The sequence below is a fragment of the Anabaenopsis tanganyikae CS-531 genome, from assembly GCF_029891675.1.
Taxonomy (GTDB): domain Bacteria; phylum Cyanobacteriota; class Cyanobacteriia; order Cyanobacteriales; family Nostocaceae; genus Anabaenopsis; species Anabaenopsis arnoldii.
Genome location: NZ_JANQDF010000141.1, coordinates 1 through 14336, shown reverse-complemented (window position 1 = coordinate 14336; position 14336 = coordinate 1). Strand labels below are relative to the sequence as shown.

General features: G+C 40.5%; 12 protein-coding genes. 5 read left to right on the top strand and 7 right to left on the bottom strand.

The window, feature by feature from the left end:
• Positions 1-410: 410 nt before the first annotated feature.
• The 5 genes from NWP22_RS13975 to NWP22_RS13955 all read right to left on the bottom strand — a co-directional run bounded on the left by NWP22_RS13975 (position 411) and on the right by NWP22_RS13955 (position 6778).
• The gene (locus NWP22_RS13975; RefSeq protein ID WP_271731451.1) at positions 411-2564 is read right to left on the bottom strand and encodes a tetratricopeptide repeat protein; all 2154 of its coding nucleotides are present in this window, start codon (positions 2562-2564) and stop codon (positions 411-413) included.
• A 75-nt stretch (positions 2565-2639) separates the two neighbouring features.
• Positions 2640-3428 (bottom strand): PP2C family serine/threonine-protein phosphatase, encoded by a 789-nt coding sequence (locus tag NWP22_RS13970; RefSeq protein ID WP_271731452.1) that lies wholly within the window; start codon positions 3426-3428, stop codon positions 2640-2642.
• Between the two features lie 69 nt (positions 3429-3497).
• Positions 3498-4172: a vWA domain-containing protein gene (locus tag NWP22_RS13965; RefSeq protein ID WP_271731453.1), complete on the bottom strand. Its 675-nt coding sequence runs from the start codon at positions 4170-4172 to the stop codon at positions 3498-3500.
• A gap of 1210 nt (positions 4173-5382) precedes the next feature.
• Entirely contained in the window at positions 5383-6531 is a 1149-nt protein-coding gene (locus NWP22_RS13960; RefSeq protein WP_271731454.1) for an AI-2E family transporter, read from the bottom strand.
• A gap of 52 nt (positions 6532-6583) precedes the next feature.
• Positions 6584-6778 carry a hypothetical protein gene (locus tag NWP22_RS13955; protein ID WP_271731455.1) on the bottom strand — a complete coding sequence of 65 codons (195 nt, stop codon included), beginning with the start codon at positions 6776-6778 and terminating at the stop codon, positions 6584-6586.
• 285 nt (positions 6779-7063) lie between these two features.
• On the opposite strand from NWP22_RS13955, the gene ftsH reads away from it, so the two are divergent.
• Positions 7064-9007, top strand: a complete 1944-nt coding sequence (gene ftsH, locus NWP22_RS13950) for an ATP-dependent zinc metalloprotease FtsH (RefSeq protein ID WP_271731456.1) — start codon at positions 7064-7066, stop codon at positions 9005-9007.
• A 63-nt stretch (positions 9008-9070) separates the two neighbouring features.
• Here ftsH and NWP22_RS13945 read toward each other — a convergent pair whose 3' ends face one another.
• Positions 9071-9262 carry a DUF2795 domain-containing protein gene (locus NWP22_RS13945; protein WP_271731457.1) on the bottom strand — a complete coding sequence of 64 codons (192 nt, stop codon included), beginning with the start codon at positions 9260-9262 and terminating at the stop codon, positions 9071-9073.
• A gap of 148 nt (positions 9263-9410) precedes the next feature.
• Positions 9411-11183, bottom strand: a complete 1773-nt coding sequence (locus NWP22_RS13940) for a WD40 repeat domain-containing protein (RefSeq protein WP_271731463.1) — start codon at positions 11181-11183, stop codon at positions 9411-9413.
• Between the two features lie 483 nt (positions 11184-11666).
• Between NWP22_RS13940 and NWP22_RS13935 the strand changes: the two genes are divergently transcribed.
• The 4 genes from NWP22_RS13935 (at position 11667) to NWP22_RS13920 (ending at position 14215) form a co-directional block, all read left to right on the top strand.
• The gene (locus NWP22_RS13935; protein ID WP_271731458.1) at positions 11667-12110 is read left to right on the top strand and encodes a tellurite resistance TerB family protein; all 444 of its coding nucleotides are present in this window, start codon (positions 11667-11669) and stop codon (positions 12108-12110) included.
• 186 nt (positions 12111-12296) lie between these two features.
• Positions 12297-12872: a TerD family protein gene (locus NWP22_RS13930; RefSeq protein ID WP_271731459.1), complete on the top strand. Its 576-nt coding sequence runs from the start codon at positions 12297-12299 to the stop codon at positions 12870-12872.
• Positions 12873-13023: 151 nt separating this feature from the next.
• Entirely contained in the window at positions 13024-13599 is a 576-nt protein-coding gene (locus NWP22_RS13925) for a TerD family protein (RefSeq protein WP_271731460.1), read from the top strand.
• Positions 13600-13609: 10 nt separating this feature from the next.
• A complete protein-coding gene (locus NWP22_RS13920; RefSeq protein WP_271731462.1) occupies positions 13610-14215 on the top strand; it encodes a TerD family protein in 606 nt (201 codons plus the stop codon).
• Positions 14216-14336 lie beyond the last annotated feature (121 nt).

Below are 14336 nucleotides of genomic sequence, written 5' to 3'. Positions count from 1 at the left end.
GGTTCTTCAGTACCTAATATGCTAAATTGTTTTGATAAAATCCGAAAAGGCTTACCGTATAAGGGAAATAATGTTGGTTATTGAAGAAAATGCCTGAATATTCCTTCTTAATCTCTGTTCCCTGTTCCCTGTTCCCTGTTCCCTCGAACCAGTTGTTAAATTAGCATAACAAGTACGGTAGAGCCAAAATAGCTAAACATGACAATGTTTAGATTGTCATGTTTATTTGTTCGATATAATCAAAATATAGCAATCCTAAATGATTCATGAACAATTTCTGTTCCCTGTTCCCTGTTCCCTGTTCCCTTTCCTCACTCATAATTTCTCAAGTCAAATAGGATGACTATATTTGGTAATAAAATAGTTATAGTTATTGATTCAAGACTATACTTGCTAAGTTACAGGTGTAATTACCACATGGCAGAATTTTTTAATAAAGCAGTACATTGGCTTTCTATAATTACACAAATACTGCTCATGGCTTGCTGGTAGCTGTGTGTATCCTCTTGTTCCAAGGATAGTTTGGCAGCGGTTTGTAAATCTTGAATAGCCTTGAGGTTATTTCGATCAGAGTCTTGTCCAGCATACTGTGTAAGTTCATAGCGAATCATCCCTCGTTTGAGATAGACTTTCGCCAAGTTACCATTGATTTTTAGTGCTTGGTTGAAGTCAGCGATTACCTGTTGATATTCTGGAATAAAGTTGCTGCTAAACTGTGCCATTCTATAGCGGATTTCACCGCGATGAAAATAAGCTTCTGCTTTGGATGCATTCAGTCGAATCGCCAGGGTCAAATCAAGAATAGCTTTTTGATAATCTTGCACAGATTGACCGCTATATCTAGCCATTTCCGAACGGACAATACCCCTTTTAATATAGGCTTCTGTTTCTTGCTCGTTCAGCGATAAAGCTTGAGTAAAATCAGTGATCGCTAGGTTATATTCGCGATCGGGATCGTGGCTATATTCAGCCAGCATATAATGAACATTGCCTCGGTGGATAAAAGCTTTAACTTCTTGAGGGTTAATCTGCAAAGCTTGATTATAGTCTGCCAGAGCGCCTTCATAATCCCTCAATTCATAGCGGGCATTACCTCTGTGAACATAAGCACTAGCATTTGTTGCTACCTGTTCTATAGCTTGGCTAAAGTGTTGTACTGCTTTGTGATAATCTTTTGCTTGGTAAGCAGCATGACCCTGTTGATAGTAATCGGCGAAAGTCAGAGTATCTGGCTGGGGTTGAGGAGGAGTTATCAAAGTTTGTTGAGTGTAGGTATTTTGAGAAACATAAGGACGAGTAAATTTAATTGCTACGTCTAAATACCCCAACACACCAAAACCCACTAAACACAAAATAGCGGGATAAAACTTTGTGTTTTTTTGACGTTGATAAACAGAATACTTAGGTAACTGCCAATGATTTATTTGGGATTGCGGCCTGACTGGTTGTGGAGAACGTGGACGCTGGGCGTAACGCCTTTTAGGTACAAATCGTGGGCGCAGATGTTCGCGATTTTCTACTGCTCTAGGTGATGGAAATGGATCACGTCCACCTAAGCGCAAAGCACGTTTACACCAGGGACAACTATCTAAATGGTGATTATAGCGATGCTGGGGATTAGCAGTACAAGTAATCAGGCTATCTTCTGCTTGGGCTAAAACTGATAACCAAGTTTGGGCGTTGGGGCGCAGATGTGGGTGATCGTGACCATCTTCAAAACAACGTAAAAACAATTCTTGCAACTTGGGATGCAGCATTTCCCAAGGGGGTGCGATGGGGGTAGGGAGATAAGGTACGTGACGCTTTTGACTATAAGTGAAATGTCCCGCAGCAATCCGGGCTTCGTAGGGTGGTGGCTCAGAAACACCTTGAAAGATTCCCGAAAAGGGGTGAGTACCTTCCATTAAAAGTTGAAAAATCAACACCGCCAGCCCAAAGGAATCATGGGTGATTTTGCGATCGTGTTGAGCAAAAATTTTATTCTGTAGTTCTGGTGGGGTAAACTCTGGTTTACCTACAGGACAGCGATAAACAACATTCTGATCAGGATCGTACACTTGGAACGAGTCAGTATCAACCAAGGTCACCAGTGCTGTATCGCTAACGAGAATATTTGACTCATTGACGTCACCAACGCAATATCCACTATTATGCAAAGCTGCAAAAGCCGCGGCCAAATTACGAGCGGTGCGTAGCAGATACTGATAATTGAATAAGGGACAGTGTTCGCGACGAGTTCTGGGATTGTAAAAGTCTATAATGGGGCGCATCCCACGAATGCGAGGCATTAAAAAGCCGATGATGCGATTGTCTTGGTCTTTTGACCGTAATAAATCCAGCGGCCAAGCAATGGAAATATGCCCCAAGCTAGCTGTAGGGTTTTCTGGAGGGTTGTCCAGCATCGCCTGGAGTTTGTTGGCGTGAGCAACTGTTGGTTTGTGATAGACTTTAGCGACTAAATCACCACAGGAGGGCACTGTATAGATACAAGCTTCACCGCCACGCCCCAAACTCACGCTGAGGTTGATAATTTCTTGTTTGGGAAAACAACGTAAGACTTGCATGATAAAATTACGATGAATGGGGTTATGTAAAATACAAATCTCGCAAAATCACCACAACGTTGCTCAGATAAAAGATCATTGAGCATTCCTAAGACCTGCTAAAATCAGGGTCAGGTCATCATCAGTACGTTGGGTAATCCGTTCAGAACCTAAAAACCTCACCAACTGTTCCTTGGCTGTTGTCTGATCTTCGGCATTCTCCACAAAGTCGAATAAGGGAAAAAAGAAGGGTTTATGAGGTTCGCCCACCAGCATATTTAAGGCCAGCATTTGTAGTCCATCGGTAAGGACGGCAATATTAACTATGTTTTCACGCCATAATCTGATTTGCGCTGTATCTAAGGCATGAGGGGAAGTTAAAAAAGTTGTCTCGTTGATGTATTCTCCATGATCAGGTCTTGTCAGTGCCATTAAGTTACCCATGCGATCCTTGGCCACTGCTAAACCATCACCAATTTGTACCACGGCGACCAGATCCGGGGTAGCAACCATTATAATTAGGGTAGTTGCTAAATCTTGAGGCTGTTTGCTGCCAGTTCTTGCTGCATCCTCTACCGCTTTTTTGGCTGCTAGTAAGGCTTCATTCAATAGCGATCGCACAATTGCATCATCTGCAAGGGAATCTCTAGTAATTTGTTTGATAGCAAGGGTTTCTATTGCTTTTTCTACAGCTACCATTGCTCCCACTTTTCCCTGGCTGGCAGAACCTGCACCATCAGCAGCCGCGGTGAGCAACACATTACCTGGTAGTAGCTGCCAGTGGTGAGCATCTTGACACAGCTGCTTATTTCTGATGTGGCTTGTACCGCATACAGATGCAGCCACTACTTGCCAATGAGATATCTGTTTCAATGTTGTATTCATAGATTTTTTTTCAGGCATAGCTCGTGTGAATGTAAGCCACGATACCTACGGTAAGCGACGCTAACCCGATTAAAGAGTACCCCAGCCAATGGGTGGTAGTGCTACCTGTTCATCTACCTGAGAATGGGAAACTGCTGACATACTGGCTGACAACCAAACAAACATCTCAATAAAGTTAAGTCCTTTGAGTTTGAGTGGGGTTCGCACTGCTAATTGATTTAAGCGCATCATGTTAGCGTTTTCTACACCTACTGTGAAGAATGCAACTCGTTTATTAGCTTCATCTACTTGTAGGCGTTGCGCTGCTTGCTCTATGAGATGGTCTAATTCACCTTGTGGTTCTCCATCTGTAATCATGAACACCCAAGGACGATAATAAGCAATGCCATTGGCACGATATAAAGATTTACGCTCTTCCACCATGTCCAATGCTTTATGAATTCCTGCCCCCATAGTCGTTAGTCCCTGGGCTGTCAAAATGGGCGGGTTAAATTGATCGGCTGTGACAAAATCCTGGACTATATTCACATTAGTATCAAAAGTGATGATCGCTACTTCAACCCTTCTGGATGCTAAGGAATTTTTGACTAATTCATCCTTCAAACTCAGCAAGCCCTGATTTAAAGCTTCTATAGGATCTCCTTGCATTGATCCTGATGTATCTAGCAATAGCACACAAGGACAGCGTGGTTCAGGATTTTCAGCAAATTCGACTATTTCATCGAGTTGTAAGCTTTCATGCATAACGGTTTTTGTTATGTTGTACGTCACTGCTTTATTTTCCTTTTTTCAAAGTATATACCTTAGTTTCCGGAGGCTATAAGACTAAACATAAATGTTTAGCCCTAATTAGTGCAATCTTTATGAAACAGATAGTTTGGACAAACTTATCTACATATATTATTTTTTGATTAAGATACTGCTAATTATTCTGCGTATACAGGGTGGTTTTGTGAATTTCATTCCTTTCTGTCACTGCACAAAATACGGTTCATTACATATTCATTTAGAACACAATATTATATACAAAGTCATTTTTTATATCGACAACATCATGATTTTGAACAGGATATAGCATTTACCATGCTCGTGAGGTACATTTTTTTTTAGTTTGAGGGAACAGGGAATAGGGAATAGGTGTGTACTTCATGAGCCTGAAAAAGGCTATATTCCATCTTATTGAACAGGATATTATACCAAATATATCAATAATATTTAGTATAATATCATCGGTGTATGTATACAGCAAATACATAATACTTTCTTGAGATAAATATTAAATTTGAACAAAGTAAGCATAATGAGATTCCTATTTTTAAGTTATTTAAAACACTCGGAAATCTGATTAATTTTGATAATTTTAGAAGACTACATCCTCATGGTTTATGAAGATACTGATGTGCATCAGATTTACCCTTTGACCAATGACCGATAAATGTGGATAAATTTTCATTCTCTGCTAGATACAAGTTAGATGGGCGTTAAAAATTATCCTGACCACAAGGGGACACTGAAGAGGTTTTCTGGCTACTTTACCTTTCCTGAAGTAGGTTGGTTTTTTTCAAGTGATTATACTTAGAATATAACTGCTACAAATTTAGTACACAGAACCCTAGATAAGAGTAAAAATAAAATCTCATCCTACGCATAAATTCCTGTAGATGGGTAATGCTAGGATATTCCTGATCCTGTTACCTAAAATATTCAGGATCAGGGATTAATAATAATAAATAACATAAATCCTACTTGTGAAAGAGTAACGGCTGCTACTATAACCATACAAAAAGTTAAGAAAATTTTGTGTTTACCCAGAGGAGCAACATTTGTAGTAAATACAGCATATTTCGCTACAGAATGGCTGGATATACTGCAAAATTTATTTACATTTTACATTAACATAAAAACTGCCGGAAATAAACCGGAAATAAACCGGAAATAAAATATAGATGATTAATTATTCTTCTGCTGGAAAAATTTCATCAATTGTTGGTTCCATGCTGCTATTTTGAGTTACTTTATTAGGATCATGATCTGAGAGAGAAGATGGCGAAATGATTACTAACTCACTTTCTTGTCCGAGACTATTTCCCCATTCATCTAGAACATCTTTAATCAATACTTCTTGCAACCAAATCTTAGCAACCACAGTCAAAGGTAATGCTAAAAATAATCCTAAAAAACCAAAGAAAGTAACGAAAAATAGTTGGGAAATTAAGGTCACAGCAGGTAGTATAGAAACGCGATGTGCCATGACAGTGGGAGTCACAAAGTTGGCATCAATCTGTTGAATCACAAGATAGAGAAGCAACACTAGCAGAGGTTTCCAGGGAGTATCTAACAAGGCGATCGCCATTGCTGGTATTAGACTCAATGTAGGACCTAAATTAGGAATTAAGTTGAGAAATCCTGCTAAAACGCCCAAAGCTAGAGCGGCTTTGACACCCAAAATATATAAGCCGATCACACTTGATATTCCCACCACACTCATAGCAATAAAAGCACCTGTTATCCATCCCTCCAATGAAAGTTCACATTGATCCAAAATCCCATCTATTCTTGAGCGATAAAATGAAGGGAATAGGCGAATAAATAATCGGCGATAGGCTTGAGGTTCGGCTAATAACATCCCCGTTAGTACTAGGAGTAATAACATCTTAACTAGGACTTCTAGGGAGCCAGAAACAAAAGCAAAAGAGTTACCCAATACCTGATTGAGAAAGGGTTGTGCTTGTGCAATCAGGTGACTGAGATTAGGGAGGTAGGGAACCAGTGGAGTGGGAACGAGGGTTTCTAGTTCCTTTAGCCAACTATTAAAAAGAGCAAAACCTTGAGGAACGCGATAAGTGAGTTCTTGAAACTGCTGCACAAAAGGGGGAACAATCAGCCAGAAAAAACATACTACACCGGCGAAGAAAATACACACCGATAGGAGAACAGCGAGGCCACGTTTCAAGCCTAAGCTTTGAAGACGTTTGGCTAGGCGATTTAAGGTAGTAGCCAAAACCACTGCAGCAAATATCAGCAATAGAACTTGCCGAATTTGCCATAAGATATACAAACAAAGAACTATAGCGATTAAGCCAATCCACTGCCCAAGGTTCACAGTCCTGCCCCAGATGTATCATTGTTACCTTAGCTGATTTTACCAATTTCTACTAATTTTGTTTGAGTATTGATTGGAATCTGCAAAATAAAGCGATCGCGAGCATCAGATTCGGTAACAGAACTATAATCAGGGCATTGGCATTTGTTGCGGCTATGGATAAATGCGGTCCTGCGTATTTAATTAATAGGGACAGCAAACCGGAAACCACCAGCAATTTAGCTACAAATCCTAAATTATTTTTCATAATAGTACGGCAATACACATTTCTCTGTGGGGTATACCCGATATTAGGTGACTGGGTTTAGTTTCTAGAATAAACCTATATAGAGACAAATCTTGAGATCAATACTGCCAAAATTGTTGCTGTGTGAATTTTTTTGTTGCTAATAGTAGTTCAGCACCTGGGTTAGGCATCTCTATATGTATTTGTGTGTTTTGGCATGAGGCAAATTCTATTAGGAACTGATACAGCAGTGTGCAGGTGAGTTTACTACATCAAAAGATAACTGACTAAGGAGGGTGTATCTAAATGCCTGTAGAAACTAATAATAATTACCAAAGACCAGATAAAGCACCAAAACCTAGGCAATTGGGCGGTAGTTTGCTGATTCTATTGACTTTTTTATTACTGCTTAACTTGGTTGTTCCCAGTTTGTTTGGGCAGCGGCAAGCTCAAGTTCCCTACAGTGAGTTTATCGCGCAGGTGCAAAATAATCAAGTGGAGCAGGCGGTTGTGGGTAGCGATCGCATTGAGTATACCATGAAAACCCAAACTGCTGAAGGTGAAACTGTAAAACAGGTATTCACCACTACGCCAGTAGCCATCGATTTAGATTTGCCCAAAATTCTGCGTGAGCATGATGTCGAATTTACAGCACCACCACCATCCCAAAATGCCTGGATTGGTACTTTACTCAGTTGGATTGCACCCCCATTAATTTTCTTTGGGATTTGGGCTTTTGTGATCAGTCGTCAAGGTAGCGGTCCGGCTGCATTGACAGTAGGTAAAAGCAAAGCCCGCATCTATTCCGAAGGCATCACGGGTGTACAATTTAGTGATGTTGCCGGTGTAGATGAAGCTAAGGCAGAACTAGAAGAAATCATTGATTTTCTCAAAAATGCCGGTAAATACACCAGACTGGGGGCAAAAATTCCTAAAGGCGTATTGTTGGTGGGACCTCCGGGAACGGGTAAAACCATGCTAGCTAAAGCCGTAGCGGGTGAAGCTGGTGTGCCGTTTTTCAGTATTTCTGGCTCAGAATTTATTGAATTATTTGTGGGTGTAGGTGCAGCCCGGGTGCGTGACTTGTTCGACCAAGCCAAACAGCAAGCCCCTTGTATTGTGTTTATTGACGAATTAGACGCACTGGGTAAGTCTCGTGGAAGTGCTGGGCCGATTATGGGCGGTAATGATGAGCGTGAACAAACTCTCAACCAGCTACTGAGTGAAATGGATGGTTTTGACGCTAACACAGGGGTGATTATCATTGCAGCGACCAACCGTCCCGAAGTCATTGACCCCGCATTAAGTCGTCCAGGTCGATTTGACCGTCAAGTTGTGGTTGACCGTCCTGATAAAAGCGGTCGTGAAGCTATTCTGAATGTCCATGCGAGAAATGTGAAATTAGCTGATGATGTTGATTTATCAACTATTGCGGGTCGAACTCCTGGTTTTGCGGGAGCAGATTTAGCTAACCTAGTCAATGAAGCTGCACTGTTAGCAGCCCGACAAAATCGCCCTGCAGTATTAATGGCAGATTTTAATGAAGCTATTGAGCGGTTGGTGGCTGGTTTAGAAAAACGTTCTCGTGTGCTGAATGAACTGGAGAAAACCACAGTAGCCTATCACGAAGTTGGTCACGCCATCATCGGTGCGTTAATGCCTGGTGCTGGTAAGGTGGAAAAAATCTCTGTTGTACCCCGTGGTGTGGGTGCTTTGGGTTATACAATTCAGATGCCCGAAGAAGACCGCTTCTTGATGATAGAAGATGAAATTCGCGGACGCATTGCTACTTTATTGGGTGGCCGTTCTGCTGAGGAAATTGTTTTTGGGAAGGTTTCTACTGGTGCTGCTGATGATATCCAGAAAGCTACTGATTTGGCAGAACGAGCTATTACTATCTATGGGATGAGTGAGAAGTTGGGTACTGTGGCTTTTGAGAAGATTCAACAGCAGTTCCTGGAAGGTTATGCTAATCCCCGCCGTAGTATTAGTCCCAAGGTGGCTGAAGAAATTGATCGGGAAGTGAAGCTGAGTCTAGATAATGCTCATCACATCGCTTTGAGTATTTTGCATTATAACCGCAAGTTGCTAGAGGAGATTGCACAGGCATTATTGGATAAGGAAATTCTGGAAGGTCTTCAATTGCGTGAGTTCCTTAACCAAGTTGAAGCACCAGATGAATTGGATGAGTGGTTACGAACCGGTAAGTTATTGGCAGACAGACCATTGATGCAATCACTTCTGGTTTAATGATTTTAGCGTGAATTGTTTAGCGATCGCCCTATTTCTAGGGCGATCGCTTTCTTCATGAAATTATCTCACTTCACCAAAGGCATGTTCTACGTCTGCCATATTGCCATATTCCCTTTCTGCCATTTGTTGGAGGATGTTGATTATTTCTTGACTGGCGTTTTTCTGTCTGGCATGGTTGACTAAATCCTGTTTATTGGCTGGAAAATCTATGCCGCTGAGACTTCTAGAAATATCAACTGCAGATACTGCCATAACTTCACCTCTGTTAGTGGGTTGTATCTAGGCTATTGGCTATGGCTATCTGTCATTCTCTACCTAGGGTTGTATCTTAAGTCGGAAATTCGTTGTAATTGCATATACATCCAAATTTGATTCATAAACTCATCAAATGCCTCTCCAATCAGCTTCTCTGCCAAATTTTAATTGTTTGATCAAAACTTCCAGAAACTAACATCTCACCCGAATCTGTGAAGGCTAGGGCTGTAACTGTATGGCTATGGCCATTAAAAGTAGCTAGCAATTCGCCTGTTTCTGGATGCCACAATTTGATGCTTTGATCTGCACTACCACTGGCGATAAGTCCATCAGGACTCAGGGCTACAGCATACACTTTATCTCTATGACCCTTGAGGGTACGAATTAATTTCCCTGTTTCCAAGTGCCAAATTTTAATTGTTTGATCCCAACTACCACTGACTAGTAGTTTACCATCGGCACTGATAGTCATGGCAGAGACGATGTGAGAATGACCGGTGAGGCTGTATGGGGGTGGTGAATGTTTGAGAGTTTTCCACCCGCTGGGTTGTGAAGTCCGCCAAACTTTGATTTTGCGGTAGCTACCTGTAGCTAATATTTGCCCATCTTGACTAAAAACTAGGGAATGAGCGGCTGTATCATCTAAAGATAAGGCGATCGCTACCTGACGTTGGGTCAAATCCCAAAATAAGACTTTTCTATCATCCCCAGCCGTTGCTAACATCAGTCCATCTGGTGTAAATGCAACGCACCGCACCATAGCATTATGCTTGTGCAGAATATCGATTAAATCTAATGCGCCTACGTGCCAAATCTTGACCGTGGAATCAGCACTACCAGTAACTAAAGTTTGTCCATCTGAACTAAAGGCTAGAGAATTTACCATATCTACGTCTCCAGACACTACCCAAGGATACTCTGATAATGTCTGGATTAATTCACCCTTACTTAAATCCCAGAGCTTTGTTTCCCCATAACTACCACTTGCTAATATGGGGGAGGTTGTGCCATTGTTAGACCTGGAACTAAAAGCTATACAATTAATGCCTCTAGTGTGGCCTTTCAATGTTTGCCAACATTCCCAATCACCAATTATTGCCTTTTGCGGGTGTTCTGCTGGCAAAGTTTGCACTGTTTCTACTATTATCTGTTGTTCAACTAATGGCTGTGTGGGTTTTTTGATATTTCCTTGGGTAACTAATGATTCTAAATACCAACTCAAACCCCCCGCATACAAGAAATGATCGGGAGTAACATACAGTTTTGGTTCGGGAAATTTAATTTGGCTGGTTGGTAAAAAACCCGCAATGATACAATGTTTTTGGTAATAATTCATATCAGTGAATGGGTGCAGTAAACACAGAAAAACTAATACTTGATAATTCTTCAAATCATCCTGAGTAACTGACCACCTCACTTTATTTTTCTTAATACTATTAACACTTTCTCCATCAACTGCGTAAACTTGAATACTAACATTAGGATTATTAGCCAACAGGTAGGCAAATTTGCTCTCTCCGCGCAAATTCCCTTCATCATCTAACACCATGTGTTCTACACTGTCCTGTGGGATTTTTTTGACTAACTTACCCAGACATTCAGCCATCACTAACCCCACAATTTGCTCTCGGAAAAGATACTCTTGTGCTTGCTTCTGGAAGTATTCGGGAAAAGTCATCCCCCAGTCATCCGGGTCGGGATATTCCGGTGGTGTAGGGGGTGGATTTTTGGCGACAATTTCGGCTTGCTGACGGGAAAATTCGGTTATCTTCAGCAATTCCTCACAAGAGAATACTATTCTCTCACGGTGAGATGCTTTAACTTGACTTTCCAGCAAGGATAAATCATAAGTTTTAGGTTTTTTCACACGTTGAAGGAAGTCAGCTTGTTGAGCTTTGAGTAAGCTAATCCAATCCATCTGCATTGGGTGTGACACAATAATATTGCATACTTAGGGTAAGCTATACCGACCTAATTACTCAAGAGCAATCTGGAATTTATGAGTTACGATGCTGGTCAATTTGTCATGGTCAATGATTTGCATCCCAGAAATAGTTTTGGTAACAGATGTAAGTATAGTGGCTAAGATGGAAATAAAAGTATTTTTTGTTACTAATAATAAGTATGTATCATAGATTATAAGGCGCGAGTAGCAATCTTGGGGTTTAGCCGCTAGGTGAGGATATGATCATCTTTTGATTAAATATCTATCTTTAGATAGATGATTATATTTATACAATACTCTTAGTTGTCAAAATTAATTCGGTTTATTATGATACATTTCATCCAAAACTTTCAATGCGGATGATTACCTCCGATAGATGAACTGAAAGTATTTATATCTGTTGCTATGCAATGCAGCAGACATCCTCTGAGCATCAAGTAAAACTGGAGTACTGTCGTGACTTTTTTAAATTGGGTAAAAGAACAACAAAAAAATCTCCATGATTCTATTGTGCGGTTTAAAAACAAAGAATTCATGGATGCTATTGTTGCGGGATGCGCTTTAGTAGCAGCTGCAGATGGACATATTCATTCTACGGAAAAACAAAAAATGGCTGGTTTCATTGCTAGAAGTGAGGAACTGCGTGTATTTGAGATGAATGATGTCATTGAGAGATTCAACTATTTTGTGAGTGGTTTTGAGTTTGACTCAGATATTGGTAAAGAACAAGCACTAAAAGCTATTAGTAAGTTCAAGAATAATTCCGATGCTGCAAAATTATTGATTATAGTATGTTGTAGCATCGGTTCGGCTGATAATAATTTCGAGGAATCCGAGAAGCAAGTTGTGCGAGAAATATGTCAAAATTTGTCTTTGAATCCCTTAGAGTTTCAATTATAGCATTTCCCATGCTCGTGAGGTACAATTTTTTTTAGTTTGAGGGAACAGGGAACAGGGAACAGGGAACAGGGAACAGGGAACAGGGAACAGGGAACAGGGAATTGGTGTGTACTTCATGAGCCTGAAAAAGGCTATATACATATATTCCGACTACATATTACCTGAATTATCACGGAGTCTTGAATAATGACAATTAATCTGGCGAAGGGACAACGTATCTCTCTGGAGAAAGTTGCACCGGGTCTGTCTCAAGTTTTTGTTGGTCTTGGATGGGATGTAAAGTCTACTGATACCGGCACAGATTTTGATTTAGATGCCTCAGCTTTTCTGCTCAATTCTCATGATAAGCTCATATCTGAAGCCCATTTTATATTTTATAACAATCCTAAAAGTCCTGATGCTGATAAAGCAGTACAACATCTAGGAGATAACCTGACAGGTATAGGTGAAGGAGATGATGAGACAATCAAAGTTTCTTTGAATCAAGTACCTGATGAGGTTGAAAAAATTGCGATCGCTGTGACTATTCATGACGCAGAAAAACGCCATCAAAATTTTGGTCAAGTACAAAATGCCTATGTACGTATTGTGAATGAGCAGACAAAAGAAGAAGCTGTCCGCTATGAACTTACAGAAGATTATTCCATCGAAACAGCATTGATCATGGCTGAACTTTATCGTCAAGATGGTGAGTGGCGTTTAAATGCAGTCGGGTCTGGTTATCAAGGTGGTTTACAGGCGCTCCTTGATCGCTATAACTAGGTAATTCTCCAGAAGGCTAAAACCATTTTACTGGGGGAAAAGTCAGCATTTTCATTTACCCCAGTAAGATGGTTGGTCATACCAATTCTATGAGAAGTTAGGCACTTTACAAATTTATTCGTTCAAGGTTGAATTTCAGGAGACCAAAAAAATGGCAGTTACGTTAACAAAAGGACAACGGGTTTCACTAGAAAAAGTTGCGCCGGGACTTACGGAGGTATTTGTTGGTTTGGGGTGGGATGTGAAACCAACGGACACTGGCTATGACTTTGACCTAGACGCATCAGTTTTTCTACTCGGTAGTAACGAAAAGTTGATATCTGACGACCACTTTATTTTTTACAATAACCGGACTAGTCCAGATGCAAGCAAGTCAGTAGAACACACAGGGGATAATCTGACAGGTGTTGGTGATGGTGATGATGAGGTCATCAAGATTAGTCTGCAAAAGGTTCCTGCTGATATTCAGAAAATTGTGATTACGGTAACTATTCATGAAGCCGGAAAACGAGGTCAAAACTTTGGTCAGGTTCAAAATGCTTTTGTTCGTATCGTTAATGCTCAGACTAATCAAGAAGTAGTTAGATACGACTTGGTTGAGGATTACTCTGTTGAAACTGCATTAATTATGGCTGAAATCTATCGCAAAGATGGAGAGTGGCGTTTAAATGCAGTCGGATCTGGTTATCAAGGTGGCTTACAAGCATTATTAGATCGTTATAGCTAGGAGATGAGATATGGGAATTAATTTACAAAAAGGACAGAGAATTTCTCTGTCTAAGGAAGCTCCCACCCTGACTAAGTTGATGTGTGGACTAGGCTGGGATGTAGCAAAAACATCCGGCGGTGGGTTTTTTAGTAACTTTGCTGGTGGTGCTCAGTATGATTTGGATGCTTCTGTAATTTGCCTAGATGCCAATGGTAAGTTAACGAGTAAAGAGAATATTGTCTACTTTGGGAATCTTCAGCATTCGTCAAAAGCCATTATTCATACAGGGGATAACTTAACTGGTGCTGGTGATGGGGATGATGAGGTGATTATTGTTGACTTACCTAGGATACCAACCCAGATTGCTAAATTGGTTTTCGTAATCAATATTTATGAATGCCTTCGCCGTAAACAGGACTTTAGCCAAGTTGAAAATGCTTTTGTGCGTTTAGTCAATGCAGATAATAACAAAGAACTGGCTAGATATAACCTCTCAGGTAGAGATTATCAGGGGAGCACAGGAATGATATTGGCGGAAGTATATCGACACAATAATGAATGGAAAATGGCAGCTGTGGGCAATGGGATCACTGTCAACGGTTTAGCAGACATGATCAGGTCTACAATAATTTAATGAATTTATAGTCATTTATGTACATTTGTAGTATAATATTATGAGTGTACGATCATTAAATGAATGAAACTATCTGATTATGCAAAAAAGGTAGGGATAAGTTATAGAACTGCGTGGCGTT

Bases quoted from the DNA above. Each gene is read 5' to 3' on its own strand.
- ftsH (WP_271731456.1), top strand. From the start codon at position 7,064: ATGCCTGTAGAAACTAATAATAATTACCAAAGACCAGATAAAGCACCA.
- NWP22_RS13930 (WP_271731459.1), top strand. From the start codon at position 12,297: ATGACAATTAATCTGGCGAAGGGACAACGTATCTCTCTGGAGAAAGTT.
- NWP22_RS13970 (WP_271731452.1), bottom strand. From the start codon at position 3,428: ATGAATACAACATTGAAACAGATATCTCATTGGCAAGTAGTGGCTGCA.
- NWP22_RS13920 (WP_271731462.1), top strand. From the start codon at position 13,610: ATGGGAATTAATTTACAAAAAGGACAGAGAATTTCTCTGTCTAAGGAA.
- NWP22_RS13965 (WP_271731453.1), bottom strand. From the start codon at position 4,172: ATGCATGAAAGCTTACAACTCGATGAAATAGTCGAATTTGCTGAAAAT.
- NWP22_RS13955 (WP_271731455.1), bottom strand. From the start codon at position 6,778: ATGAAAAATAATTTAGGATTTGTAGCTAAATTGCTGGTGGTTTCCGGT.
- NWP22_RS13975 (WP_271731451.1), bottom strand. From the start codon at position 2,564: ATGCAAGTCTTACGTTGTTTTCCCAAACAAGAAATTATCAACCTCAGC.
- NWP22_RS13940 (WP_271731463.1), bottom strand. From the start codon at position 11,183: ATGGATTGGATTAGCTTACTCAAAGCTCAACAAGCTGACTTCCTTCAA.
- NWP22_RS13925 (WP_271731460.1), top strand. From the start codon at position 13,024: ATGGCAGTTACGTTAACAAAAGGACAACGGGTTTCACTAGAAAAAGTT.
- NWP22_RS13945 (WP_271731457.1), bottom strand. From the start codon at position 9,262: ATGGCAGTATCTGCAGTTGATATTTCTAGAAGTCTCAGCGGCATAGAT.